The 24,097-nt window shown below is 62.1% G+C and carries 25 protein-coding genes and 1 pseudogene; 13 read left to right on the top strand and 13 right to left on the bottom strand.

The features are described 5' to 3' along the window. Both AOQ71_RS00010 and AOQ71_RS00015 read left to right on the top strand, forming a co-directional pair. Window positions 1-759, top strand: a 759-nt coding sequence (locus tag AOQ71_RS00010; RefSeq protein WP_205668176.1) for an IS91 family transposase, incomplete at its 5' end; no start/stop codon positions are given. Window positions 760-1,442: 683 nt separating this feature from the next. Beyond that, the gene (locus AOQ71_RS00015) at window positions 1,443-2,258 is read left to right on the top strand and encodes a class I SAM-dependent methyltransferase (protein ID WP_057740226.1); all 816 of its coding nucleotides are present in this window, start codon (window positions 1,443-1,445) and stop codon (window positions 2,256-2,258) included. Window positions 2,259-2,498: 240 nt separating this feature from the next. Here the strand turns inward: AOQ71_RS00015 and AOQ71_RS00020 are convergent, their stop codons facing one another. Further along, complete coding sequence (locus tag AOQ71_RS00020; RefSeq protein ID WP_057740517.1) at window positions 2,499-3,449, bottom strand: ABC transporter substrate-binding protein; 951 nt, start codon at window positions 3,447-3,449, stop codon at window positions 2,499-2,501. Here AOQ71_RS00020 and AOQ71_RS42175 point away from each other — a divergent pair. Further along, entirely contained in the window at window positions 3,435-4,199 is a 765-nt protein-coding gene (locus AOQ71_RS42175) for an FAD-binding protein (protein ID WP_347336669.1), read from the top strand. The two genes, AOQ71_RS00020 and AOQ71_RS42175, sit on opposite strands and share 15 nt — an antisense overlap. Before the next feature lie 201 nt (window positions 4,200-4,400). On the opposite strand, the gene AOQ71_RS00025 is transcribed toward AOQ71_RS42175, so the two are convergent. Further along, the gene (locus AOQ71_RS00025) at window positions 4,401-4,814 is read right to left on the bottom strand and encodes a RidA family protein (RefSeq protein ID WP_057740522.1); all 414 of its coding nucleotides are present in this window, start codon (window positions 4,812-4,814) and stop codon (window positions 4,401-4,403) included. A 128-nt stretch (window positions 4,815-4,942) separates the two neighbouring features. Here AOQ71_RS00025 and AOQ71_RS00030 point away from each other — a divergent pair, with 128 nt between their 5' ends. Next, complete coding sequence (locus AOQ71_RS00030) at window positions 4,943-5,425, top strand: Lrp/AsnC family transcriptional regulator (RefSeq protein ID WP_057740230.1); 483 nt, start codon at window positions 4,943-4,945, stop codon at window positions 5,423-5,425. Between the two features lie 115 nt (window positions 5,426-5,540). Here AOQ71_RS00030 and AOQ71_RS00035 read toward each other — a convergent pair whose 3' ends face one another. Beyond that, the gene (locus AOQ71_RS00035; RefSeq protein ID WP_057740233.1) at window positions 5,541-6,167 is read right to left on the bottom strand and encodes a tyrosine-type recombinase/integrase; all 627 of its coding nucleotides are present in this window, start codon (window positions 6,165-6,167) and stop codon (window positions 5,541-5,543) included. A gap of 188 nt (window positions 6,168-6,355) precedes the next feature. Between AOQ71_RS00035 and AOQ71_RS42180 the strand changes: the two are divergent. From AOQ71_RS42180 to AOQ71_RS00055, 3 genes and pseudogenes are all read left to right on the top strand, one after another. Beyond that, window positions 6,356-6,916: pseudogene (locus tag AOQ71_RS42180) on the top strand (transposase); the annotation flags it as partial. Window positions 6,917-7,622: 706 nt separating this feature from the next. Continuing rightward, on the top strand, window positions 7,623-8,624 hold the full coding sequence (locus AOQ71_RS00050; RefSeq protein ID WP_057740248.1) for a 4-hydroxyproline epimerase: 1,002 nt from the start codon (window positions 7,623-7,625) through the stop codon (window positions 8,622-8,624). Between the two features lie 883 nt (window positions 8,625-9,507). After that, window positions 9,508-10,857 (top strand): GSU2403 family nucleotidyltransferase fold protein, encoded by a 1,350-nt coding sequence (locus tag AOQ71_RS00055; RefSeq protein ID WP_057740253.1) that lies wholly within the window; start codon window positions 9,508-9,510, stop codon window positions 10,855-10,857. 9 nt (window positions 10,858-10,866) lie between these two features. Here the strand turns inward: AOQ71_RS00055 and AOQ71_RS46785 are convergent, their stop codons facing one another. Both AOQ71_RS46785 and AOQ71_RS49515 read right to left on the bottom strand, forming a co-directional pair. Continuing rightward, window positions 10,867-11,091, bottom strand: coding sequence for a DUF3363 domain-containing protein (locus AOQ71_RS46785; protein ID WP_347336666.1), 225 nt, complete (start codon window positions 11,089-11,091; stop codon window positions 10,867-10,869). A gap of 13 nt (window positions 11,092-11,104) precedes the next feature. After that, a complete protein-coding gene (locus tag AOQ71_RS49515; protein ID WP_057740257.1) occupies window positions 11,105-11,293 on the bottom strand; it encodes an acyl-homoserine-lactone synthase in 189 nt (62 codons plus the stop codon). A gap of 349 nt (window positions 11,294-11,642) precedes the next feature. Between AOQ71_RS49515 and AOQ71_RS00065 the strand changes: the two genes are divergently transcribed. Then, window positions 11,643-12,425, top strand: coding sequence for an IclR family transcriptional regulator (locus tag AOQ71_RS00065; protein WP_057740260.1), 783 nt, complete (start codon window positions 11,643-11,645; stop codon window positions 12,423-12,425). A gap of 141 nt (window positions 12,426-12,566) precedes the next feature. Here AOQ71_RS00065 and AOQ71_RS00070 read toward each other — a convergent pair whose 3' ends face one another. From AOQ71_RS00070 to AOQ71_RS00100, 8 genes are all read right to left on the bottom strand, one after another. Continuing rightward, window positions 12,567-13,409, bottom strand: a complete 843-nt coding sequence (locus AOQ71_RS00070) for an NAD(P)-dependent oxidoreductase (RefSeq protein WP_083513809.1) — start codon at window positions 13,407-13,409, stop codon at window positions 12,567-12,569. A 25-nt stretch (window positions 13,410-13,434) separates the two neighbouring features. Continuing rightward, the gene (locus AOQ71_RS00075; protein WP_057740266.1) at window positions 13,435-14,349 is read right to left on the bottom strand and encodes an AEC family transporter; all 915 of its coding nucleotides are present in this window, start codon (window positions 14,347-14,349) and stop codon (window positions 13,435-13,437) included. Window positions 14,350-14,406: 57 nt separating this feature from the next. Beyond that, window positions 14,407-15,621, bottom strand: coding sequence for a 3-keto-5-aminohexanoate cleavage protein (locus tag AOQ71_RS00080; protein WP_057740269.1), 1,215 nt, complete (start codon window positions 15,619-15,621; stop codon window positions 14,407-14,409). A 125-nt stretch (window positions 15,622-15,746) separates the two neighbouring features. Then, the gene (locus AOQ71_RS00085) at window positions 15,747-16,124 is read right to left on the bottom strand and encodes a c-type cytochrome (protein ID WP_057740272.1); all 378 of its coding nucleotides are present in this window, start codon (window positions 16,122-16,124) and stop codon (window positions 15,747-15,749) included. 11 nt (window positions 16,125-16,135) lie between these two features. Further along, the gene (locus AOQ71_RS49850; RefSeq protein WP_347336667.1) at window positions 16,136-17,275 is read right to left on the bottom strand and encodes a GMC oxidoreductase; all 1,140 of its coding nucleotides are present in this window, start codon (window positions 17,273-17,275) and stop codon (window positions 16,136-16,138) included. Next, complete coding sequence (locus tag AOQ71_RS49855; protein ID WP_347336668.1) at window positions 17,163-17,906, bottom strand: GMC family oxidoreductase; 744 nt, start codon at window positions 17,904-17,906, stop codon at window positions 17,163-17,165. The genes AOQ71_RS49850 and AOQ71_RS49855 overlap by 113 nt, the downstream gene beginning before the upstream one ends. A gap of 24 nt (window positions 17,907-17,930) precedes the next feature. Further along, entirely contained in the window at window positions 17,931-18,638 is a 708-nt protein-coding gene (locus tag AOQ71_RS00095) for a gluconate 2-dehydrogenase subunit 3 family protein (protein ID WP_057740275.1), read from the bottom strand. A 263-nt stretch (window positions 18,639-18,901) separates the two neighbouring features. After that, window positions 18,902-19,909, bottom strand: a complete 1,008-nt coding sequence (locus AOQ71_RS00100) for a LysR family transcriptional regulator (RefSeq protein WP_063958166.1) — start codon at window positions 19,907-19,909, stop codon at window positions 18,902-18,904. A 278-nt stretch (window positions 19,910-20,187) separates the two neighbouring features. Between AOQ71_RS00100 and AOQ71_RS00105 the strand changes: the two genes are divergently transcribed. The 5 genes from AOQ71_RS00105 to AOQ71_RS00125 all read left to right on the top strand — a co-directional run. Further along, complete coding sequence (locus tag AOQ71_RS00105) at window positions 20,188-21,075, top strand: amino acid ABC transporter substrate-binding protein (RefSeq protein WP_063958164.1); 888 nt, start codon at window positions 20,188-20,190, stop codon at window positions 21,073-21,075. Then, a complete protein-coding gene (locus tag AOQ71_RS00110; RefSeq protein ID WP_057740284.1) occupies window positions 21,072-21,788 on the top strand; it encodes an amino acid ABC transporter permease in 717 nt (238 codons plus the stop codon). The genes AOQ71_RS00105 and AOQ71_RS00110 overlap by 4 nt, the downstream gene beginning before the upstream one ends. Window positions 21,789-21,791: 3 nt before the next feature. Beyond that, window positions 21,792-22,451, top strand: coding sequence for an amino acid ABC transporter permease (locus AOQ71_RS00115; RefSeq protein WP_057740287.1), 660 nt, complete (start codon window positions 21,792-21,794; stop codon window positions 22,449-22,451). After that, window positions 22,448-23,239: an amino acid ABC transporter ATP-binding protein gene (locus tag AOQ71_RS00120; RefSeq protein ID WP_083513811.1), complete on the top strand. Its 792-nt coding sequence runs from the start codon at window positions 22,448-22,450 to the stop codon at window positions 23,237-23,239. Before AOQ71_RS00115 ends, AOQ71_RS00120 begins: the two co-directional genes overlap by 4 nt. 177 nt (window positions 23,240-23,416) lie before the next feature. Next, window positions 23,417-24,097 (top strand): aminotransferase class V-fold PLP-dependent enzyme (locus AOQ71_RS00125; protein WP_157083315.1); only part of this gene is annotated, 681 nt, incomplete at its 3' end.

Below are 24,097 nucleotides of genomic sequence, written 5' to 3' on the forward strand. Positions count from 1 at the left end.
TCCGTGCTGCACACCTGGGGCTCGGCCATGACCCACCACCCGCATGTGCACATGATCGTGCCGGGCGGCGGCATCTCGCCCGACGGCCGGCGCTGGGTGTCGTGCCGGCCGGGCTTCTTCCTGCCAGTGCGCGTGCTCTCACGCCTGTTCCGGCGATTGTTCCTGGAGCGCCTCGCGATCCTCCACCAGGCCGGGCGCCTGAGCTTCTTCGGCAACGACGCTGATCTCGCCGGAGCACAATCATTCGCCGCATTGCTTGCAGCCTCGCGCAAGACGGAATGGGTCGTCTATGCCAAGCGCCCGTTTGGCGGTCCCGAGGCCGTGCTGGCCTATCTGTCGCGCTATACCCACCGCGTCGCCATCGCCAACAGCCGCCTGATTGCCTGCGACCAGCGCGGCGTCACCTTCAGCTGGAAGGATTACCGGGTCGAAGGCCACGACCGTCAAAAGCGGATGACGATCGCCACAGACGAGTTCATCCGCCGCTTCCTCATCCACGTGCTGCCAAAAGGCTTCCACCGCATCCGCCACTACGGCCTGCTCGCGCGGAGCGCCTGCGCCGACAACGTCGCACGCGCGCGCAAACTGCTCCTCGTCAAGGATCGTAAGGATGAGCCGACCGAGACCATCGACAGCGGCACGCCGCCGTGTCCATGCTGCGGCGGTCGCATGATCGTCATCGAGGTTTTTGAGCGAGGCGCAACGCCTCGCCATCAAGCGAGCCCGCCAACCAGCGCCATCAGGATCGATACGTCATGAGCGCGCAACCGTCATGCTGCAAAGTTGCTCGCCATGCCCGCCGCTCATCGACCGGCCACGGCGGCATACGCTCCAACTGTCAGCTGTCGTTGCCAATCCGCCGACGATTGATCACGTTCGAACCCATCTACCCGTCATTCGCTTGCCCCGCCGCCGTCGCGCAGCTCGCTGCATGGACTCGAACTCCATCGGCCAGCTCGCCTGCAGAGCTCAAATCCCCATAGAGCCCGCCGCACCTTTCCTGCCCATCATGCGCGGTTTCCTCCCTTGGAGGCTTTCGGACGCCGGCCGCCCGAATATGCCGCGCCGTCAGTCACGCGGCCGGCATCCGAAACCCTTCACAAGAACGGCAATTGTAGCCCGCAAGCGGAAGGCAGCTTATTGGATCATCGCGTCCTTAAGTGGTTTGCCGATGCCGCGCGGCAGTGGAGCGATCTGCTCCGCTCTGCGGGACAAACTCCTCAACAGAGCTTGGAATTTGAACCTTGAAGCAATTTGCGAGACCAACAGTGGACCGCCGCAACTCGCTGGAGCCGCGCTTATCCATAGGATGTTTGCAGTCAGGCTTCCATTTTCTAGTTCTGTCGTCACATTGCGACGGTCGGCGGCGCATTCGCAACGATGTGCAGTGGCGGTTCCGATGACGATGACCCTGTGCGGCCTACTTGAGCTGGAGAACAATAATGAGCACGAATCCCAACAAGGCACTCTGGGAAAAGGGAGACTTCACCAGGCTCGCGTCGACCATGCGGGAGAGTGGCGACGCACTTGCAAGGTCGCTCGGTCCCGCCAGCGGCATCAAGGTTCTTGACCTTGGATGCGGTGACGGGACGACGGCTATCCCCCAGGCTCAGCTCGGTGCGGACGTGACGGGCGTGGATATTGCCAGCAACCTCGTGCAAGCCGGAAACAAACGCGCGCAGGAAATGGGTCTTTCCAACTGCCGCTTCCAGGAAGGTGATGCCTCTCACCTTGATGACCTCGCCAACCAAAGCTTCGATCGAGTGGTAAGCATTTTCGGCGCAATGTTCGCCCCACGACCGTTTGACGTCGCCAAGGAAATGGTGCGTGTTACCCGCCCGGGCGGGCAAATCATCATGGGAAACTGGATTCCGGGCGATCCGACCCTCGTTGCACAAATATTGAAGATTGCCGCGTCATATACTCCGCCTCCTCCGGAAGGCTTTGTCAGCCCCATGACTTGGGGGGTCGAGAGCAACGTTATCGAGAGATTTGGAGCCGCCGGCATCCAAAAGGAAAACATTTCCTTCGTCCGGGATACTTACACGTTCAACTTCCCGGGCACACCCGCACAGTTCGTCAATGTGTTCCGGGACTATTACGGACCTACGATGAACGCATTCGAGGCGGCGGACAAGAACGGACGCAGGGCGGATCTGCAAAAGGAAATGGAGACCCTTTTCACTGCTCAGAACAGAAGCAAGGAGGCCACGTCTATTCCTGCAACTTTCCTGCGCGTCGGAGTGAGAGTTGCCTGAGTTGGGAATTTAGCAGCCGCACCGGAGCCGATTGCTCGCCGTGCTCGCGGATGGAGCCGCACAACAGCATCCGCAAGGTCTCGCGCGTTCGATTGCGGTACGTCCATGCGTCGCCAAACTCTATCCTGAACCACAGTGCCGCTCCGCTTCCGGTCCATCCCGGAAGCCGACCTCAACCTTAGCTTCTCGCTCGACCGGAATGGGCCAGATTCGGATTCATGCATCGCTGCAAAGCCAGGATTATTCGATCACCTTATCAGCGCGAACGAGTAGCGAGGTGGGAACGGTAAGCCCCAGCGTTTTAGCAGTCGTCATATTGAACACTAATTCGAACTTGGTGGGCTGCTCGACCGGCAGATCGGCAGGCTTGGTGCCTTTGAGAATTTTATCAATGTAGCCGCCTGCACGGCGGAATACATCGGCTAGATCGGGGCCGTAGACGATCAGCCCACCATTGGCGAATTGTCGAAAAAGATAGCTCGCGGGCAGATGATGCTTCGCCGCAAGCGCGACAACCCTTGGGGCATTCTGAGCCGTCACGGGATCGCCAAAGATAACGATTGCATCAGCGTGTTGGGCAACGGCTGAAGCGAACGCCATATCAAGTTCCTCGGGCGTAGTTGCCTCAACTATCAGCAGAGTCACGCCAACGGCCTCGGCGGCTCGGGGTACCTCGTCAGTTAATCGCAGCTTGTGCTGAGGGTTGTGCGGGTTGATCAGGAGCGCAATTTTCGAGGCGCTTGGGACCAGCTCCTTCAGGACTTGTATTCGTTTCGCGATCCAATCTCCTGGTACAAGCTCCGTCAGCCCGGTTATGTTGCCACCTGGGCGCGAAAGGCTTTGAACAAGACCGAGCCCCACGGGATCGGCTACAGACACGAATACAATCGGAAGATTGGCAGTTGCGGACTTCAAGGCCACGGCTGCTTGCGGGTTGGTAGCAAAGAGCAGATCGGGCTTGAGGGTGACAAGTTCAGCTGCTAGAGCCGGTGCGCGTTCCGAATCGTCTCCGAAATAACGATAGTCTACAATTAGGTTCTTCCCCTCGATCCAGTCGTGATCGCTCAGGCCTTCACGCCAGACTTTGAAAATCTGGAAGTTCTCAAAAGCGGCAAGTAGCCCCACGCGGCGTGGCGCTGCCTGCGCTCGCACAGCAGGCGGTGAAGTGGCAACCGTATTCCGGATTTCCATACCACCCCTGGTGCGGCCACAGGGGGGCGTTCGGTCTGTGCCATGCCGTTCGATGCGCGTGAACTTGGCCCATTGATCGACAAGCTGCGTGAGCCACTCTCGGTCATTACGATCAAGGGCATGGGGCTTGCGGCGGGGCAAGACATCGCGCACTTTTACCGAGCGACGCGCTCGCCGAGCTCTGCCCTCTACGTAGGCCGTCGACTGCTTGCATTTGCCTGGCACAAGCTTCGGTACGGACGTTCGATGCACCTCGTCAACGGCAATGCATTGGTGGCCCGCCTGCTGAAATCGGCGGATAATCGCGGGGTCGACCTGCGCACGCATGCCCGCGGTGTTGCCCTGCTGAGGGATGGCCGCCGCGTGACCGGAGCAACCGTAGTCGTCGCCGGTAGCGAGTATGAGGTGCATGCGAGGCGCGGTGTTGTGCTCGCCTGCGGTGGCTATCCACATGACGTAGAAAGAAGGGCGGGGACGTTCGCCTATACCCCGTCTGGGCTTGACCATTGGTCTGCGGCCCCACGCACAAACACCGGAGACGGTATACGTCTTGGGGAGTCCGTCGGCGGCCGCTTCAACAACACTCTTGACGCTCCCGCCGCATGGACACCCGTCTCGTTGGTTCCTCAACGTGGAGACGGCGCGGATATCGTCTTTCCGCATTTGATCGATCGGGCAAAGCCTGGCGTGATTGCGGTGACGCGCGCCGGCAAACGTTTTGCCACCAGGATTGAACAAGCGAAGAAGTAGGCCAGGGGCGACGCGCGCGCCTAAACGTGGAAGTCCGCTCCTGGCACGAAGGTGGCGGTGACGCCCGGCTCTGCCGCGGTTGAGGCAACACCGGAGGTCGCGGAGGCGCTGCCAAACCGACGCGATTGACACATTGCCGAAGTTCGGTAACGCGATGACGTCGTCCGCAGTTGTTCCGTTCGCGCCCGACTTTCCTTGAACCTATGCTGCAGCCACTGCTTCGATCTCAATCAATAGGCTCTCAGAGTAGAGGCGCGAAACTTCAACCAGTGTGACCGCCGGAGCGATGGCAGGTGTCACTGAGTTGAAGAACCGATCGCGCGCCCGTCGATAGTCTGCCAACCTAGCCATGTCGCGGACGAAGACCGTCAGCTTCACCAAATTCGAGGCGGTGCATCCCACGCTTTCCAGCGCCGCCGAAAGATTGCGGAATGCTTGCTCGGCCTGTGCCTCTACATCATCCCCGCCAACAACCGTGCCGGTAGCGTCAACTCCGGCTTGCCCGGCGGTGAAGATCAGGCGGCTTCCACGTACATCGACAACGTGGGAGTAGCCGGGCGGCCGTTCGAGGGACGGTGGGTTTAGGTAACGGGCGACAGCAGTGTCGTTTGGCATGAGACGGCTCCATGGGTTGGTGACATGCACCATGCCTCATGCTTCAAGGGCATGTCTCTGCGATTTGACTTGCAGAAGGGCGATCAAACGCAACAATTGGCCGATGCGGGCTGAAAATGTGAGCAGTTATGCCAATACCAGAACTTGACGACATCGATCGTCGGATCATCGCGGAACTCCAGGCCGACGCGCGACTGACCAACATCGAATTGGCGGAGCGTGTTGGGCTTTCCGCATCCCCGTGCTTGCGGCGCGTGCGGCGATTGGCTGACGAAGGAGTCATCGCCGGGTATCGCGCAGTTCTACATCGCAGCCGCGTCGGTCTTGGCCTCACGATCTTTTTGGCCGTGAAGATCGATCGCCATGCCAATGATCGTGCGATCGACTTCGAGAGCACCGTAATTGCTTTGCCCGAAGTGGTCGGATGCCATCTCGTGGCCGGCGAGGCCGACTATTTCTTGGAGGTCGTAGTGCCCGATATGGAGCACTATCAGCAATTTCTAGTCGGCAAGCTTCTGGAGCTGCCAATTGTGCGCGACGTGCGCAGCAGCATCGCCATTCAATCGCTCAAGGCTGATGCGCCACTCCCGCTCGGACACTTCGGTCAGTGAATGTCGGCTGTAACCCCGACCGCAATGATATCTGCCACCGACCGGAATGTCTCAAAGTGGCCCGAAAGGCGAAGGGATTGATCGGGCAGGGCCATCTCTGCTCTGCCCGGGTATTTCAGACCTCGACTTGCTCGGCGATAGCGAGCGCATCGTCCACCTCGATGCCTAGATACCTAACGGTGCTTTCGATCTTCGTATGACCGAGCAAGAGCTGTACGGCTCGCAAGTTTCCCGTGCGTCGGTAGATTAGTGTTGCCTTGGTCCGACGCAGGGAGTGCGTTCCGAGTACCTTTGGGTCTAGACCGATGCTTGCCATCCAAGCCCTGAGGAGACGGGAATATTGGCGAGTCGTCATAGGGCGGTCCGGACCGCGTCGGCCGTTGAAGAGGTATTCGCCAGGTCTTTTGCCAGCAGCTTTCAGAAAGTCGTCGACGGCCTGACGAGTTTGATCGGTCAACTCGAATTTGACCGGCCTGCCGGTCTTCCTCTGCCGGACAGTTGCGCGATCAAGCGCGTAGCCACTCGGAGCAACGTCTTCGACCCGGAGGGCCACGACGTCGCAGCCACGAAGCTCGCTATCAATCGCCAAGTTGAACAGGGCAAGATCGCGAGCGCGCCTCTCGATCAGCAACCTTGTTCGGATCGACCAGACTTGGTTTGGGCGCAGCGGAGGCTTGGCACCGATCAGTTTCCCTTTATTCCAGGGTGCATGGCGGATAGATTCGCGGCTTTCATCAGACATGCTCGTACTCCTCGATTAGTTAGAGGGGCATCGATCATGAGCCGGTCTTGGTCGGTTGCGTCTGCTCTCAGGGCATTGCGGGCATGGGTCCGTCGAATGCGGGTCTCGATGGGGTCGAGTTTGACCCTGGCTGTGTGAAAACGGCGGGCTGCTGTTATGATTCTCCTGTGATTCTTTTGGGGGAATCGATGAGGCGCTTCGTTGAAGAGGCGGATCGTGGGCAGCGGACGCTGTTGCCCGAATGCCTCGATGACTTCATTGACGAGAGTAACCCGGTTCGCGTGATCGACGTATTTGTCGATGCGCTCGATTTGGCTGAGATGGGGTTTGAGGGTGCGGAGCCGGCGGCCACTGGTCGGCCGTCGTACCATCCCTCAGTTCTCCTTAAGCTTTACATTTACGGCTATCTGAACCGAGTGCAGTCGAGCCGGCGGCTGGAACGAGAGGCCGGGCGCAATGTCGAGGTGATGTGGCTGCTGGGGCGGCTTGCTCCCGATCACAAGACGATCGCGGACTTCCGCAAGGATAACGGCCTGGCGCTGCGCAAGGTATGTGCGCGCTTTGTCGAGCTCTGCCGCGGGATGGGTCTTCTCACGACGTCCAGCGTCGCCATCGATGGGAGCAAGTTCAAGGCCGTGAACAACCGGGACAGGAACTTCACGCGCGCGAAGGTGGAACGGCGGCGCGCTCAGTTGGAGGAGAGCGTCGCCCGCTATCTGAGCCAACTTGACACGGCCGACCGACAGGAGGCAATTCGCCAATGTCGTCAATGGTCGAACGGCGTGCTATCGCCCTTCTTCAGTCCTTGTGTCAGTGATGGTCTCGTCGACGGCGGTCTCGTCGGTGAGATCGATCCGTTCATCGGCGTCATCCGCGACGTCCCAGACGAGCACTTTGGCGCCGCCGGCTACAAGCCGTTCGGAAACCGCCCGGCCGACGCCGCCGCAGCCACCCGAATGACGGTGACGCGACCTGTGAAATGCAGACCACTCATGCGCTCGCCTTTCCCTCCGCCGCGCGCGCGACGATTCTGCGTGCAGCGACCAGTGCCCGTCGTCCCCACTCCTCTGCGCCGAGCTTGGGGCCATGCGTACAGCGGCGAACGTTCCCTTCTGCAGCGATTTGACGAGTCCCGAGCGGGGCTGCTGGATCATTGGGAAAAGTGTGGCGAGCCGCTCGCCATAGAGGCCGAAATCGTTCATGCTCTGCGTTCAACGCGCCGCCGGCGAATATCCGGTCATTGCCGTCGGCAGGTAACTCCCTTTGCCCGCGTCATTGCGGGATTTATTGTTGAAACTCTAGGTTGTTGTCTCTTAGAATTACTCTTAGGTGCGACGCTTTGTCGGTCACTTTCTCGCGAACGTGACAAGATGGCGCAGAAAGCGCGCCGGCCACGTGCCAGGGGCGAATGCCCGCCAGCGACCTCTCTCCTTTCTCGCTTCGGAGACTCTGACCATGGCCACCCACACATTTTCCTGCATCGATGGTCACACCTGCGGCAATCCGGTGCGTCTCGTCTCCGGCGGGGGGCCGCATCTGGAGGGCGCGAACATGCTTGAAAAGCGCGCCCACTTCCTGCGCGACTATGATTGGATCCGCACCGGCCTGATGTTCGAGCCGCGCGGACACGACATGATGTCGGGCTCCATCCTCTATCCACCGACACGTCCGGATTGCGATGTGGCAGTGTTGTTCATCGAAACATCCGGCTGCCTGCCGATGTGCGGCCACGGCACCATTGGAACCGTCACGATGGGCATTGAGAATGGCCTGATAACGCCGCGCAAACCCGAACAATTGTCGATCGACGCACCGGCCGGCAAGGTCGATATCACCTACCGCCAAGAAGGCCGTTTCGTGGAGGAGGTGCGTCTCACTAATGTCCCGGGCTTTCTCTACGAGGAGGGGCTGACGGCCGAGGTCGATGGTCTTGGCGAAATCGTCGTCGACGTCGCCTATGGTGGAAATTTCTACGCCATCGTCGAACCCCAAAAGTATTTTCGCGACATGGCCGACCATACCGCCGACCAACTGGTGGCGTGGTCGCGGCGTCTACGCGCCGCGCTCAATGAGAAGTATGAGTTCGTCCATCCCGAGCATCCGGAGATCAAAGGTCTCAGCCACATTCAGTGGACGGGCAAGCCGACGAAGCTGGAGGCGCATGGGCGCAACGCCGTCTTTTACGGCGAGAAAGCCATCGACCGCTCGCCATGCGGTACCGGCACCTCAGCGCGCATGGCGCAGCTCGCCGCCAAAGGCAGGCTACGGGTTGGCGACGAATTTGTACATGAATCGATCATCGGCTCGCTGTTCAAGGGACGAGTCGAGGCTGCCGCCAGGGTCGCCAACCGGGATGCGATCGTGCCCTCGATTGCCGGCTGGGCCCGCATGACCGGCATCAATACGATCTTTATCGACGATCGCGATCCCTACGCTCACGGCTTCGTCGTGAAGTAAAAGTCCGAAGCCACGATCCGCTTCCAACCCTCCACGAGCTCGCCCTGAAAGTCGCTGGACGTCTCCGGCTGAAATCCCATGCATTGGCGCGGGTTGCAGTTTTGAGGCCGTCGAGTTCGAATGGGGCCGGTCTTGCGGAAGCGCCTCTCACGGATCGCTCACCATGGAGGCTGCGGGGTTGATCGAGCCAGTTGACCTGCTAAGGTCACATATTGAATTGCTCTAGCCGATTCGATAGCGATGCTCGCAAACCGGACGACAGGAATTTGACTGGACAGTCCTTTCGGCAGCTGCGACTCTGACACGGCTTGGCTTCGGATATTCCATAATGAAGGTTATGCGAATCGCTCGAGCATCGTCAACAAACTCGCAAGACGCCGGATCTCATCGGATGGCACGGAAAGCGAAATTGCGCCGTCTTGCGACTTGCTCATCTCAGCCATCACGTCAGTGACCACATTCGGGGGATTTTTGAGAAGCAACTCCCAGGTTGCTCCGCTTGACCTTGCATCTCCCCGCGCTCGGCGTCTTCTTCGTCCCGGCAATGTTCGTTCCGGTGAAGCACATATTCCCCCAGGCGGCGCGCGGCGCCCCCTCCCCCGCGGCGATTGCGTTAGCAGAGCCCGGAAATTGGTGCCGATCTACGCCGGCAATTGTCTGCGGACGATCAGCCCGGGCAGCGAGCGGTCGGGTAGCGACAGCTCGCCGCCATGGGCGACCGCGATCGCACGCGCGATCCGCTCGCGGATCTCCCCACGAAGCAGTGTAACGGAGGGTTGATCGGGGTTATACTCATTTCGCGAAACGCGTATAACGTACTGGACGCCGGGTTCAACCCCGTTTATACTCAATGCGCGGAATGAGTATAACCGGGAAAACGACCATGCCGGCCCCCTCCCTGGTTGCCCAGACGACCTACGCCGAGCTCCTGGAGCGCGCCGCGAACGACGCCTTCCAGGACGCCTTCGCAGACAACGGCTCATTTACGGCCAAGAGCATCAATGGCCGCAAGTATTGGTACTTCCAGACCGGCACCGGCGCCGACCGGTCCCAGCGCTATGTCGGGCCCGAGACGCCAGAGCTTCTGGAGCGCATTGCCCGCCACAAGGAGGTTCGCGAAGACGAGCGTGAACGCCGGGCGCTTGTCTCTACGCTGGTCCGCTCATTCAGCTTCCCTCGTCCCATTCCAGAGATCGGCGACGTCATCGCAGCGCTCGCCAAGGTAGGTGTGTTTCGCCTTCGCGGCGTGCTCGTCGGGACGATTGCCTACCAAACCTATGCCGCGATGCTCGGCGTTCGCCTCTCAGCCGGCTCGCTGCAGACCGGCGACGTGGACATCGCGCAGTTCAAGAACGTCTCGGTGGCGGTTGAGGATTCCACACCGCCTGTTCTGGACGTGCTGAAGGAAGTCGATAGATCCTTTCGTGCCGTCCCTCACGTATCTGATGGCCGGCGCGTGACGAGCTATGCCGCCAAGGGCGGCTTGCGCGTCGACTTTCTCACGCCCCACGAGGGCAAGGAGACCGCCCGTCCCCAAAAGCTGCCCGCCCTGAACACAGACGCGCAGCCGCTGCGCTTCCTTGACTTCCTGATCCGCGATCCCGAGCCCGCGGTCATCCTGCATGGCGCCGGAATCTATGTGCACGTGCCTGCGCCGGCGCGCTATGCCGTCCACAAGCTCATCATCGCCCGCAGGCGCCCGGAGGGGCTTGCCAAACGCGACAAGGACCTGCAGCAGTCCGAGGCTTTGCTCGCGGCTCTGGCAGAAAAGCGACCCCATGAGCTGAAATCGGCCTGGGCGGAGGCCCATGGTCGCGGTCCCAAATGGCGCCAATTGATGCTCGAAGGGCTTGCTCTCCTTGCGGCCTCGGTTCGCGACAAACTGCTCAAGACCATTGGCGCGCCTCGCTCGATCATTCCGGACATGGATCTTTCCTTCGACAATCCTCCTGCTCGCTATGACTTCAGCCGCGATGTCGTGACGTTCCAGGGCCAGGCGCCCGGCGGCGCGGTCAATTGCGCAGTCAGTCGCGAGGCACTGGACGACCATTTCGGCGCCGACGGCCTCGGGCAGGACGGCCGCCTGCAAGCGTTCCTCAAGCACAGGTCGAGGATCGAGGAGATCGCTCGCGCCAAGTACCTCTCCGCACCGGTCGACGAGCCCGGCGGCGTTTTGGTCAAGACATCCGACGTCGATAGCTTTTCAGCCCGACGAGCGCCCAAACGGAAGTAAGTTTCTTCGTCATCGTCCAATCCCGTGCTTGATGCCGATCGACCAGCATATGCCCTCCCCGCCGACCTGACCGGTGACCCGTTGCCCGCGTGCTTGCTCCAGCACCGGCCGCCAGGGCACGAGCACGAACGCTCGATCAGGGCCCGACCTCTGCGATTGTCCGGTCGATCGCCAGCGGTTCAGAGTAACCGGATGTCGTAGACGTGCCGGATCTGCCAACATGAGACGAGACATCGCCGACCAGAGATCAGTCCGTCTTGCGTTCCGAAGCGGACGAAATCAGAACCGGTCCATCGACCTCGGCCTGCCGGTACATGGCCGAGAGCACTTGATCTGAATCGCGAAGAAATCCTGCAAGCGCCATGGTAGACCCTAGCGGCTGCGGCTCACAGAGCCGCTCCAACGGCCAACCGGCACGCCTCAGGATGCGCTCCATACGGCGTCAGCGAAGGTCGCGCGCGTCAAAAACGATCACGCTGCCGCGCGCACCTCCGGCCGCCTCAGGCCGCGAGGTCAGGCAAATGAAACCTGTCCGGCCTTGAACTGACACCAGTTGTTGCGATCCCGAATGCCAGCGGACGCCCCAGCGCTCCTTCATAGGAGCGCTGCATGAGATCCATGTCACTAGCTGGCGACCGTGTAGCCGCTCCGGATAGCACCGAGAGACACTTTGTCCCTACCTCCCACCTTCAATGCTATTGAAGATATTCTTTATTGTTGTAAAATGCAGCCCGTGCGTTTGTGTCAATCCGGAATTTTCAATCCCGGACCGGTGAAAGAAGCAGATGCAGGAAAAGAAGCCCCGCCGAGGCATTCAGTCGGTTGAAGTTGCCTTTCGTATCCTCAACGCTCTGCAAAAGAGCCAGCAGGCGATGGCTCTCAAGGATATCGCGCCGCTGGCGGAACTCACGACCAGCGCTGCGAACAACTATCTGGTGAGCCTGGTGAGGATCGGGCTCGCTGCCGCTGATGAGAAACCCGGCTTCTACCGACTGGGGCCTGCGGCACTTTCCCTTGGTGTCAGCGCGATACAGCAGATCGACGGCTTTGAAGTCGTCCGCCGCGAGGTGACCATTCTGCGCGACACAACGCGGCGAAGCGCTGCCGTCACCACATGGACCGACGACGGTCCGATCAGTCTGTTCAAGCAGGACGGAGACCAGCGAGGCGCCTTCGAATTTCGTACCGGCCTGATCCCGATGCTGACGACTGCTGCAGGAAAGATCTATGCGGCACGAATGCCATCGAACTTGACGACGCCCCTGATCGAACAACAATGGGATGCAGCCTTCGGCGGCAAACCCGATGCCTGCAAGTTCAGGGAAGACGCAAGCCGAGAACTCAAGCGCAAAGGCTTTACGGCCATCGTTCGCTCCGATCTCGCCGGCTATGTCTCTCTTGCGGCACCCGTACTGGACTGGAACGGCGATCTCCGGTTCACCTTAAGCTTGGCCGGCACACGGGCGTCCATGCAGACCGAGCCGACAAGTGCGCAGGTGAAATCGTTGCTCGCCAGCGCGTCCCGCGCCACTCGCGCTCTTGGCGGTAAGGCCGAGAACGGCGACTAGCCCATCACCTCCCTCCTAGAATCACCGTTGGCGGAAGACGTCCCGCAAGCACCCGCGAGGAATCGTCCAGAGAAATTTGCCCCCGCAGCGACCACCAGACCACCATCTCTAGGAGGGACAAAAGGCCCGCCGTCAGGACCGCTACGACGCGAGGAACGCGTCGATGCGCTTGCAGGTTTCACGATCGCCCGCGACGTCGGCGGCGATCCGCTCATAGAGGCCGGCGGCGCCCTTGTACATCAGCGCTTCCGGAAACTCCGCGCCGATGAACTCGGAGATCGCATGCATCTCTTCGACCCAGCGATAGGCTTTCGGATACATGTCCGGCAAGGTCTTGGCGAAGCGGGCCAATAATTCCGGCTGGCTCAAGGCCAGTTCCGTCTTCAGCGCTGCCCCCGCTCCCGCGCGTTCGGCTGCAAGCACCATCGCGGTCGCGATCGCCACCAGCCCCTTGGTAATTCCAGCGTAGGATAGTTTCAAAGCCGAGGCCGCGCCGATTGGACCGTCGACGATACGGACGTCAAGACCATATTCGGCCAATCCCTTGAGGTCGGACGCCGCATCGCCCGAAAAATACAAGGCGGGTCCCGGATCGTCGCCTTTTGGCGGAAAGCCGATGATCGCGCCATCGACGAGGCGTGCGCCGGTGCGCCGGAAAACGCGTTCGATGCCTGCCATGGTCGAGACCCCGACGGCGTTGCAATCGACGAAGAGCGGCGCATGGCCGGCGCGTCCAAGTCGTGAAGCGAAGCGCTCCGCAAGCGCATTCGCCTGCCCCGGCGGCACGATCGACAGGATCACGCCGGCCTCGTCCACGAGCCGCTGATCGTCGGCATGCTGCATGCCGGCCGCCTCCGCCCGCTCCCGGCTCCTGGGACCGCGTCCCTCGAGGGACGTAAGGACCTTCACGCCCTGCCGGGTCAGGCGCGCCGCAATGGCGCTTCCCATTGCACCAGGTGCGATGATCGCAATTGTCGGTGTCATGCGTACTCTCCCTTCGTGACAGGACTCAGCGCCAGGCGATCGCCTGGATGACAATGGAAATGCTGACGACCGACAGCGTCGTCGCCAGCGCGAACGAGCGCGCGGCGTCCTCGGTATGGCGACCAAAATGCGACGCCAGGACATAGACGTTGATGCCAGGTGGCAGCGCCGCGGTCATCGTTGCGATCAGGATCTGCTCCTTGGGCAACCCCATCGCACGCGTAATCGACCAGATCAGCAGCGGGTGAATGACGAGCTTGAGCACGACCGCCGCGACCGGCGCCGCGAAATTGGTCGGCAGCGGCACGCGCGCGACGGTCGCCCCCAGTGCGATCAACGACAATGCCGGCGCTGCGGCCGCCAGCATGCCGATGACGTGATCGATCGGCTCCGGAACAGCGAGCCCGGTTCGGCGCCAGACAAGGCCGGCGGCCAGAGCGATTGTCATCGGGTTGCTGATCGCGGAAATCAGCGCTTTCGAGCCTCCCCTTGCGCTGTTGCCGAATGCCAGCAACAGCGTAGCGAGCGGAATCAGGACGATCGTGTGAATGGCGATGATCTGGCTCAGCAGCGCGACACCCTGGTTCCCGAGCAAAGCCTGGGCAATCGGGACACCGATCAGCGAAGAGTTCGAATAGATCACGCCCATCCCGAACACGACGCATTCGGCCAGACTCAAGCCGAGCGCAAGACGCCCGTAAATGAACGCGATGACGAGCAGTGCCGCACAGCCGAGTAGATAGATCAACGCTATCTCGCCGTCGCCAGCCGCCTGCGCGCCGCCCGCGAGCGATCGAAACAGGAGCGCCGGAATTGCGAAGCAGGCGACCAGCTTGAGAAGCCCGCCATTGGCCTCGGCCGTGAGCAGCCCGCTGCGGGCGGCGGCAAAGCCCAGAGCGAGCATCGCGAAAATCGGCACGAGGACGGTCAAGGTCATCATGACTCTCAACGGATTTACATGTCGGCATTGCGCCGGCCCGGCCCGGCGCAATGCCGATCATGCGGCCGCGCGCATCAGGGGAGCCCGCCGCTCGGTGATGTCGGATGGATCGGTCCGCACGGTCACTCCGTGACGATCCAGCATGTCGGCAGCGACGGTGCACAGCTCGACATTGGTGGTCGGCCTGATCTTGCCGTCATGGCCGAGCAGGAACGGTGTGTCTTCCATGCCGACGCGCACGACATCCACCTCGCTCTCATCCTGTGCGGCATAGCCGATAACCCTGAGCATGGCGTCGAGCGGATGGCCTGCCAACGGCCCCACATCCATCACCCGAACCTCGCGCGCGGCGTGATGCGGCAGGATCGCAGCTCCGACCGTGATCGATACCTTTCGTTTGCGCACCCCCTCCGGGGTATCACGCTCGAGCGATTTGGCCATGGAGACGACGGACCGGAATTGATCGTAGGTCTCCGGAAACGGCAGCTTCGGCGAGAAGCCGAACAGCAGGGTGACATTGAGCTGGTCGGCTCCGGCCAGCCTGATGTCGTGGCGCGCGATCGCCATGCGCGACATCGCATAGCTGCGGATGGTCTGGACCCATTCGATCTCGTCGAGAAGATGCAGCCGCCGGCGTGCTGCCACCGCCTGTCCATAGGCGGTCAGCTGCACCGCGGGCGATGACCGGCCGTAATTGTTGCCATTCGCCGTCGAGTTGGTGTTCATCTTCACCTCCTCCTGACGGGCCGACGGCTGATAACGCTCGACCTCGCGCAGGAATAGATCGCTGTCGACAAGCTCGCGGGTCAGCGGACCGATGCGATCCTCGAGGTCGCAGACGATCTGCAGCTCGATGGCCGCCTGCATTGTGATGAAATGTGCGCCGCCCGCGCCGAGGGACAAGCCGGCGTGGCTGACCCGCTCCCACTCGCCATTCGCGCTGATCCGCTGGATCACCTCCCGGCCGTTCCGGCTGGCCCCGAAGCTGATCAACATGTCAGGCGACAGGCGCTGCACCAGCAGGCTGATCCTGCGATAAATGTCGTTGTCCGTGGTCTGTTCGCGAGTCAACGGATTGCGGCCATGATAATGATAATAGCGGCAGCCGAGATTGGTCAGCTCCTCCACCTCTCGCGCGATCTCCTCCTCAGTGATGGCGATGTCGACGCCGGTGCAGATGCGATCGAGCACGGCATCGCCCGACGGATGATGATTGAGGGGCGTATATTTCGCACCGGTCGAGCAGCATCCAAGTATCAGGGTCTTCGGCATTCTCGTCCTCTTGTCTGTTGAGAAGGGAATCTGGTCATTGCTTGGTCCGGCTTCAGGCAAAGGGGTGGTGTCTCCGGCGCAAAGATCTGCGCCGGATGTGCATTCGATCGGTCTTTCGCGATGGGTTACTTCAGGCTTTCCAAGTAGCTCACGACGTCCTTGCTCTCCTCGGGCGTGGCGAGCCCCCCGAAAGGCATGCGATTGCCGGGAACGACATCCTGAGGATCGGACAGGTATCGCGTCAGCGTCTCCTCGCTCCACACGATCCCGCTACGCTGCATCGCGCGCGAGTAGCGGAAATTCTGCATCTGGCCGGCTTTACGACCCACAACGCCATGCAGCGACGGGCCCTGTTCGGTGCCATCGCCGGTCGCGCCGTGGCAGGCCGCGCATTGTTCGAACAACGCCTTGCCGGCAACGATATCGGCTACGGCCTTCGTGACGCTTGCTGTCACTCCGAACAGCAGCGCGGCAAGACCGAGCCCAAGATCAAGTCGAAGCATCCAGCGTGTCGTCACAATTGCACCATGGGAGAAGGAGATTTCAGGTAGGTCTTGACCAGCGCATCCGCACACCAATAGGCCGTCGCCGCAGCCGCGGCGGTCGGATTGTAGCCGGCGTTCTGCGGGAACACCGATGATCCCAGTACAAACAGATTGTGCGCGTCCCAGCTCTGCAGATAGCGGTTCACCACACTGCCCGCGGGCGTGCGCCCCATGATCGTGCCGCCGGTGTTGTGGCTCGATTGGTAGGAGACGACGTTGAAATCGCCTTTGCGCGGCTGCGGCGCGACGATGGTCGCATTCATCGCGCGACCGATGTCCGCCGCCTTTCCGAGCAGATAATCGGCCATCGTGCGATCGTTCTGCGTGAAATTGAACGTCATCCGCAGCAGCGGCTGGCCGAACATGTCGCGATAGGTCGGATCGAGATCGATCGAGTTGGCGCGCGATGCATAGTTCATGCCCTCGCACAGCACCATCGCGGTCTTGCGGTACCATTTCGCGGTTTCCCGCTTCCACGCCGCGCCCCATGCGGGCGTTCCGGGTGGAGTTGGGCGGAACGAAATCGGTCGGCCATTGGTGCTGTTCAACGAGATGTAACCACCGCCGAGGAAGCCGAGATTGCTGTGATCGAAATTGTCACCGTTGAAGTCGTCTACCACCATGCCGAGACCGCCGGCGCCCATGAACGGGTTCAGCTCCTCGTCCTTGAAGAACAGCTGCACCGTCGGCTGGATCTGGTAGCAGTAGTTCTTGCCGACGACGCCGGTGCCGGCGCGGGGATCGTAGGGCTGGCCGATCCCCGATAGCAGCATCAGGCGGGTATTGCCGAACACCCAGGCTGAGAGAATGACGATCTCCGCCGGCAGATCGTAAGTCTCGCCGGACCTCAGGTCGATGTAGCGGACCCCCGTCGCGCGTCGGGCCTGCGGATCGTAAAGCACGCGCGTCGCGTAGGCGTTGGTCACCTTGCGAAAGCCGGGTGCCTTGCCGAGCGCAGGCGCGAGCGTGCTCAGCGGCGTGGCCTTGGCATTCGCTTCACATCCAAAGCGATCGCAATGGCCGCAGTACTGGCAGGCCCCGAGCTGGGTCCCTTCCGGATTGCGGTAGGGCGCGCTGGAGTTCGAGGCCGGTGCCGGAAACGGATGCAAACCAAGCTCGGTCGCCGCGCGCCGGAACAGCTCGTTGGCGTGAGACGATACCAGCGGCGCATTCGGATATTCGCCGCTGCGGGGCCCTTCGAAAGGATTGCCGCCCGCCTGAATCCTGCCCCCGATTATTGCCGGCCTTGCCTGATACGCCGCAGAGGGCTTCGAACCGCGCATAATGCGGCTCCAGCTCATCATAGGTGACGCCCCAGTCCTGGATCGTCATGTCGTCGGGAATGCGCCCGCGGCCATAACGCTCGGTGAGATGCGTTCTGAGATTGTGGTCCGAGGGAAGGAAGCGGAACGTATTGCCGTTCCAGTGCGTGCCCATGCCGCCGACGCCGTCACCAGGCAGAAAGGCGCCGAACCGCCGAACCGGCCTCGCCTCGTCGTCGAGGCGATGGCGCAACGTGACTGTCTCCATCTTCGGATCCTGCATCAGCTCCTGGCGAACGGAGTAGCGCAGCTCGTCGCGGATCGCCGGCAATGCGAAGTCAGCAGCGGGGTCACGATCCGGTCCGCGCTCCAGCGCTACTACCTCGAGGCCGGCGCGGGTCAGCTCGCGCGCCATGATCGCGCCCGTCCATCCGAGGCCAACAATCACGGCATCCGTCGCCTTCAAGACCTTTGCCATGATGCGCTCCGCTTCACCAACCGATCAGAGGAAATCGGCAATCGAGCGAGGTTCGGCTATGTAGCGTCGCCCCCGATGCTCCTTGATTGCCTTTGCGTAGGTCGCCGGCAGCCCGGGATAGCCGATCATCCGCCAGGACGCCTTGCCGCGGTTTCCGCCATAGATCGGATCCGAGAAGAAGCCCTCCATCGAAAGCTGCAGCAGCGCGGCCAAGAATGCGCGCGCATCGATGCGCGGAAGAGCGACTTTACCGCCTTCGACCTCCAGCAGCAGCGCCTCCAGAGCGGGCATCGGCAGCTGGCTGACCTGGGCGCCGCGCTGCGCCACCACCCATGCGTCGAGTTCGGCAATGCCGAGTCGGATGAAAGCCAATGGCGTGAGCGGCGACTGCGACCCGAACCCCAGCTGACCGTTGTCCGGCTGGAACGGCCCGTCCTGATAGAGCCGCGCCCCCGCGCCGTAGGCACCAGCGAGCTGCTGATCGATGAAGGCGACCACGCCACAGTCAGAACCTGACGGCGACAGGTCATCGGCCGGAATAAAGGCATCGACGACAGCCACCAGGAATTCCGCCTCGCTCGGCGTCAGCGCATAAAGCGGCCCTGCTGTCGCATCGGATGTCGCAGCGGGGCTGTCCTTCGTGGCGGCCTCCGCCGCCGTCGCGGCGGCCGCTTCGCCGCGTGTGAGCGCAAGAACACCACCTGATGCGATGAAGCCACGTCGGTCGAGCATCGCGTCAGCCCCTTTGCTGCGATTGCGACGGTCGAATTATTGCGGCGCGAAATGTTTTGTCCAATTCCGAAGACGAATTCGACCATGACAACTTCGCATCATGACGATATCCGCTCATATCGGCGGCACCAGCCGGTGCAATCTGCCATCATAACAAGCAGACGTTGAAACGAATGATGCAGCCGTAAGCCATCGCCACCTGCCGAAAACAACAAAGCGTTAGCCAAGCCTTCGATTGAGAGTACTGGAGCAGCCTCGCGGACTTACCGACGAAGCGTCTGCACGTCCTCGGCGTGAATCGTCGTGGCAATGTCGGGAGGGAAAGCAGCGGGCCCCAGCAGAGCTCCCAGTCCTTCTGTCGTCAACCGGGACCAGAGTTCCTCGGCCTTCTTCGCCAGCCGCTGCGCAGGACGATAGAGCCGAACATCGAGATCGATGGCGAGTTGCGGATCGCCGGTTCGCACCAACTTGCCGCGAATGATGTCGTTATGCGTGGTCGTCAGCGGCAGCCACGCAACACCCAGGCCTGCAAGCGCCATGGTCCGCAGGCCATCGGCCAGAGAGTTGTCGTAGAGACTATGGAGCTGCACCAGATCGGGCCGGCGCGCGATGAGGTCTTCGACCGCCCAGCCGAGCGAGCATTCCCGGCTATAGGCGAGATAGGATGTGGAGAGCCGCGGGTTGAGGTCGAGCCAATGCAGAGGCTTGCCGTCGGCGGCGGGGGCGGAGAGCGGAATGAGCCGCTCCTTGCCGATCGAGATCGATGCGCAGCGCTCGATGACCAATGGTCGACCCGCGCCGCGCAGAATCGCTCCGTTCGCATCGACAAGACACACGACGAAATCGACCCCGCCATCTTCAAACAGGCTGGCGCAGCCCGGCAGATTGTCCGAGGTGACTGACAGTCGGGTGGAGCCGAGCTTCGCCTGGATGGCGAGCAGCCAGCGCGGAAAGAACGTGACGGACAGAATATGCGGGGCCGCAAAGCGGATGCTTCGCAAGCGTTCGTTCTGGTCCTCACGAATCGTGCGGCGAATGCCGTTCAGGCGACCGAGCGCCTCGTTGGCGACATCCAGCAGCTTGTGACCGGCCTCGGTAAGTTCGAGCGGTGCATGGCGGCGATCGATCAGGGGGGCGCCGGCCCAATTCTCCAGCGACTGGATGCGGCGGCTTAGGCCGGACTGCGTGACGTTGCGCAATTCGGCGGCCTTGGTGATGTTGCGCGTCTCGGCGACGACGATGAAGTCTTCAAGCCAGCGTATGTCGAGCATCGCACCCTCATGCCAAGGCGGCCGCTGACCGCCTTGGCATGATGATGACACGGCGCGCTCGCCTCGCATCATGCGAATTTCGCATCGCAGACCGAGCGATCGGCATTGGCCGAGCCGCAATGCCACGGTTAGTCTTCCCTTGATCCCGGTGCTGTCGATTTCGACCGGACCGGGTGTTGACCTCATCTGGGACATCTCTTGGGACTTCCCGATAGCCGCCGGCCGTGCCGCCGCCGCGGTGAGCGGCGACGTGCGACCATCATCTTGAGGAGACCTTCATGCAAAGGCGAAGCTTTTGGTGCTGCTCTATTGCCGGCCTGTTGGGCGCGATCGCCTTGGCGGCCCCGGCCCGGGCCGCCGGTCCCGGCGACAGTCCGATCCTGAAACGGATCGCTGCACGCAATGCAATCACCATCGGGCATCGCGAAGCGTCCGCGCCCTACTCGTTCATCGACCGTGACCAGAAGGTCGAGGGCTACTCGATCGATCTCTGCATGAAGGTGGTCGAGGCCGTGAAGGCCCGGCTCGAGATGCCGAGCCTCGAGCTCAAATATGTGCCGATCAATACCACGAACCGCATTGCGCTGGTCGCCAACGGCACCATCGACCTGGAATGCGGGACGACCACCAACACCCTGTCGCGGCAGGAGCAGGTGGAATTCTCGCCGATCTTCTACATCACGGGCACGCAGGTCCTGGTCAAGACCGACAACGGCGCCAAGGAGGTCGAAGATCTCAAGGGCAAGCGGGTTGCCGTGCTTCAAGGATCGAGCAACGAGCAGTCCCTGCGGATGCTGAACGATACCGAGAAGCTCGGCATCGAGCTCGTCTATGCCAAGGATCTCGGCGAAGGTGCGCTGCTCGTGGCCAGCGGCCGGGTGGACGGTTTTGCGGCCGATGGCGGTCAGATCAAGGTCTACGCCGCGACAAAGGCGCAGCCGAAGGGAGCGCTCAAGGTGATCGGGCGCCTGCTTACTTACGACCCCTATTCGGCCATGATGCAGCGCGGAGACCTGGAATTCGCCCTGCTGGTGAAGCGCGCCTTCGCCGATGCGTTCCGCTCGGCCGAGGCCGAGAAGCTCTACGCGAAATGGTTCGGCCCGCTCGGCATCGAGATCGAGCCCGAGCTCAAGACGGCCTTCGCGATCCAGGCTCTGCCGCAATGAGCTATCGCTGGGACTGGAGCGTGCTGGTCTCGGAGCCCTATCTTGGCTGGCTGCTGGCGGGGCTGGGATGGACCCTGCTGGTTGCGGGCGCGGCCTGGGTGCTGGCCCTCGCCGTCGGGGTCACGGTCGGTGTGCTCCGGACTTTGCCCAACCGTGCTGCGCGAACGCTCGGCACGGCCTATGTCGAAACCTTCCGCAACATTCCGCTGCTGCTGCAATTGTTCGTCTGGTATTTCGTGCTCCCGGAACTGCTGCCGGCTCCGATCGGCAACTGGATCAAGCGCGAGCTGCCGCTGCCGGAATACTGGACCGCCGTCATCGGCCTCGGCCTGTTCACGGCGGCGCGGGTTGCCGAGCAGACTCGCGCCGGCATCCAGGCGATCGGGCGCGGCCAGACGCTGGCCGCGGCGGCCAGCGGCCTGACCCTTGCGCAGAGCTATCGTTATATCCTGCTGCCGATCGCTGCGCGCAACGTCCTGCCGCCGCTGACGTCCGAATTTCTCAACGTGGTCAAGAATTCCTCGCTCGCGCTGACGATCGGCCTGCTCGAGCTCACCGGTCAGAGCCGCCAGATCGAAAGCGCGACGTTTCACGGCATCGAGGCGTTCACCGCCGCGACGCTGACCTATGTCGTCCTGACGACGGCGGTGATCCTCGTGCTGCGCGCCGTCGAGCGGCTGGTTGCGATTCCCGGTTTGATGGCGCGGGCCTGATCCATGAGCGATTTCGATCCCGATCTCCTCAAGGCCGTGGCGCCGTTTCTCTGGGACGGCCTGCTGACGAGCTTCGGCCTGTTGCTGTTGGCGATGGCCGGCGGCGGGCTGCTCGGCTCCCTCCTCGCCGTGATGCGCATCGCCGGACCACGACCGATCGCCGCCCTGGCGGCCGGCTATGTCAACGGGTTGCGCTCCGTGCCCCTGATCATGGTGATCTTCTGGTTTTATCTCCTGGTGCCGCTGGTGATCGGCCGTGCGATCGGCGCGTTCACATCGGCGCTGGTCGCTTTCGTCATTTTCGAGGCCGCCTATTATGCCGAGATCATACGCGCCGGCATCCAGAGCGTGCCGAAGCAGCAGCTCGCGGCCGCCCTCGCATCCGGGCTGGGCCCGCTGCAAGCCTATCGCTTTGTGATCCTGCCGCAGGCGGTCCGGAAGATGCTGCCCATCCTGTTGTCGCAGAGCATCGCGTTGTTTCAGGACACCTCGCTCGTCTATGTCGTCGGCCTGCACGACTTCATGACGGCGGTCTCCGTGACGGCGAACCGGGAAGGACATCTGGTCGAGTTCTATCTGTTCGCCGTTGCCATCTACTTCACGCTCTGCTTCGCCGCCTCCCAATCGGTCCAGCTCCTCAACAGGCAGTCGGTAAGTCCATGACCATCTCCGCCCTCCGTAAGGCGTCCCCGATCGCACCCGCATCCGTCGAGCGGCCCGCAACCATCGAGATTACGAGGATTTCGAAGAGCTATGGAGCGCTGGAAGTCCTGAACGACTGCTCCATGAGCATTCGGAAAGGCGAAGCCGTCGTCGTCTGCGGACCGTCGGGGTCGGGCAAGTCAACCCTGCTGAAATGCGTCAACGGTCTCGAGACCTTCCAGAGCGGGTCGATCGTGGTCGATGGCGTGTCCGTCGGCGACCGCAACACGGACCTCACCCGGCTCAGAAGCCGGATCGGCATGGTCTTCCAGCACTTCGAGCTCTATCCGCATTTGTCGGTGCTCGAGAACATCACGCTGGCTCAGGTCAAGGTGCTGCGCCGGTCGAAGACCGAGGCCAGCGAAAAGGGCATGACGCTGCTTCGCCGTGTCGGCCTGGGCGACAAGGCCGGTTGCCATCCGGCCCAGCTCTCGGGCGGCCAGCAGCAGCGGGTCGCCATCGCGCGCGCACTGGCCATGGATCCGATCGCGATGTTGTTCGACGAACCGACATCGGCGCTCGACCCCGAAATGATCAAGGATGTGCTCGAGGTCATGACCGAGCTCGCGCGCGACGGCATGACCATGATGGTCGTGACCCACGAGATGGGGTTTGCGCGCCATGTTGCCGATCGTGTCGTGTTCATGGACGACGGACGCATCCTCGAGGATGCGCCGAGCTCCGTCTTCTTCGCACAGCCTTCGACCGAGCGCGCACGCATTTTCCTGTCCAAGATATTGCGCCAATGAGATTCCCATCATGATCCGGAGACGCACGCGGCGGTTTTCCCTCGCAACAGGCGCTACGGGCGTCTGGGCGGTGACCATGCTCGAACAATAATCCGGAGCCGATGACGATTTCGATCTCATCACTCCGGCGGCGGCCGCAAATGACTCGCCGGAACGACACCAAGGAGAGAAACACCCATGCGCATCGCCCCTTCCCGCAACCATTTCGACGCAGCCGCGTTTCGCGCCGACACGCCCGGCACTGCGACGGTTGTTCATCTGAACGCGGCCGGCGCCGGACTGCCACCGCGCATCGTGACCGAGACGGTCATGCGTCACCTCGCCGAGGAAGCCAGCGTCGGCCCGCACTGGGCAGCCGCGCGGGCACGGGATGACCTCCATGGCGTCCGTGCCGCCGCCGCCGAACTCCTGCAATGCCGCCCGCACAATGTTGCATTCGGCGGCAGCGCCGGCACGATGTGGGCCATGGCGTTCCTGGCCATGCCGGTGAAGCGGCGTTCGCGCGTCCTGGTCGCGCGATCGGAATGGGCCGGCAATGTCCTCAATCTGATGAAGCGGCGTCTGGCCGACGCCGTCACGATCGACGTCATGCCGGTCGACGAGCGGACCGGCCGAATTGACGTGAAGCGTGTTGCCGATCTGATCGATGAGCGGACTGTCGCGATCTGCCTTCCGGTGGCGGCGAGCGGATTTGGCGTGAGGCAACCCGTGGAACTCCTCGCCGCGCTGCCGCGGCCGGAGGGATGCTTAGTCCTTGTCGACGGCGCCCAGGCAGTTGGACAATTTCCCGTCGGGATGGCGAATACGGGCGCCGACCTGCTGGTCGCGCCAAGCCGCAAATGGCTGCGCGGTCCTCGC

The organism is Bradyrhizobium manausense, assembly GCF_001440035.1.
GTDB classification, from domain to species: Bacteria; Pseudomonadota; Alphaproteobacteria; order Rhizobiales; family Xanthobacteraceae; genus Bradyrhizobium; species Bradyrhizobium manausense.

Bases quoted from the DNA above. Each gene is read 5' to 3' on its own strand.
- AOQ71_RS00015 (WP_057740226.1), top strand. From the start codon at position 1,443: ATGAGCACGAATCCCAACAAGGCACTCTGGGAAAAGGGAGACTTCACC.
- AOQ71_RS00020 (WP_057740517.1), bottom strand. From the start codon at position 3,449: ATGGAAATCCGGAATACGGTTGCCACTTCACCGCCTGCTGTGCGAGCG.
- AOQ71_RS00025 (WP_057740522.1), bottom strand. From the start codon at position 4,814: ATGCCAAACGACACTGCTGTCGCCCGTTACCTAAACCCACCGTCCCTC.
- AOQ71_RS00030 (WP_057740230.1), top strand. From the start codon at position 4,943: ATGCCAATACCAGAACTTGACGACATCGATCGTCGGATCATCGCGGAA.
- AOQ71_RS00035 (WP_057740233.1), bottom strand. From the start codon at position 6,167: ATGTCTGATGAAAGCCGCGAATCTATCCGCCATGCACCCTGGAATAAA.
- AOQ71_RS00050 (WP_057740248.1), top strand. From the start codon at position 7,623: ATGGCCACCCACACATTTTCCTGCATCGATGGTCACACCTGCGGCAAT.
- AOQ71_RS00055 (WP_057740253.1), top strand. From the start codon at position 9,508: ATGCCGGCCCCCTCCCTGGTTGCCCAGACGACCTACGCCGAGCTCCTG.
- AOQ71_RS46785 (WP_347336666.1), bottom strand. From the start codon at position 11,091: ATGTCTCGTCTCATGTTGGCAGATCCGGCACGTCTACGACATCCGGTT.
- AOQ71_RS49515 (WP_057740257.1), bottom strand. From the start codon at position 11,293: ATGGAGCGCATCCTGAGGCGTGCCGGTTGGCCGTTGGAGCGGCTCTGT.
- AOQ71_RS00065 (WP_057740260.1), top strand. From the start codon at position 11,643: ATGCAGGAAAAGAAGCCCCGCCGAGGCATTCAGTCGGTTGAAGTTGCC.
- AOQ71_RS00070 (WP_083513809.1), bottom strand. From the start codon at position 13,409: ATGACACCGACAATTGCGATCATCGCACCTGGTGCAATGGGAAGCGCC.
- AOQ71_RS00075 (WP_057740266.1), bottom strand. From the start codon at position 14,349: ATGATGACCTTGACCGTCCTCGTGCCGATTTTCGCGATGCTCGCTCTG.
- AOQ71_RS00080 (WP_057740269.1), bottom strand. From the start codon at position 15,621: ATGCCGAAGACCCTGATACTTGGATGCTGCTCGACCGGTGCGAAATAT.
- AOQ71_RS00085 (WP_057740272.1), bottom strand. From the start codon at position 16,124: ATGCTTCGACTTGATCTTGGGCTCGGTCTTGCCGCGCTGCTGTTCGGA.
- AOQ71_RS49855 (WP_347336668.1), bottom strand. From the start codon at position 17,906: ATGGCAAAGGTCTTGAAGGCGACGGATGCCGTGATTGTTGGCCTCGGA.
- AOQ71_RS00095 (WP_057740275.1), bottom strand. From the start codon at position 18,638: ATGCTCGACCGACGTGGCTTCATCGCATCAGGTGGTGTTCTTGCGCTC.
- AOQ71_RS00100 (WP_063958166.1), bottom strand. From the start codon at position 19,909: ATGCTCGACATACGCTGGCTTGAAGACTTCATCGTCGTCGCCGAGACG.
- AOQ71_RS00105 (WP_063958164.1), top strand. From the start codon at position 20,188: ATGCAAAGGCGAAGCTTTTGGTGCTGCTCTATTGCCGGCCTGTTGGGC.
- AOQ71_RS00110 (WP_057740284.1), top strand. From the start codon at position 21,072: ATGAGCTATCGCTGGGACTGGAGCGTGCTGGTCTCGGAGCCCTATCTT.
- AOQ71_RS00115 (WP_057740287.1), top strand. From the start codon at position 21,792: ATGAGCGATTTCGATCCCGATCTCCTCAAGGCCGTGGCGCCGTTTCTC.
- AOQ71_RS00120 (WP_083513811.1), top strand. From the start codon at position 22,448: ATGACCATCTCCGCCCTCCGTAAGGCGTCCCCGATCGCACCCGCATCC.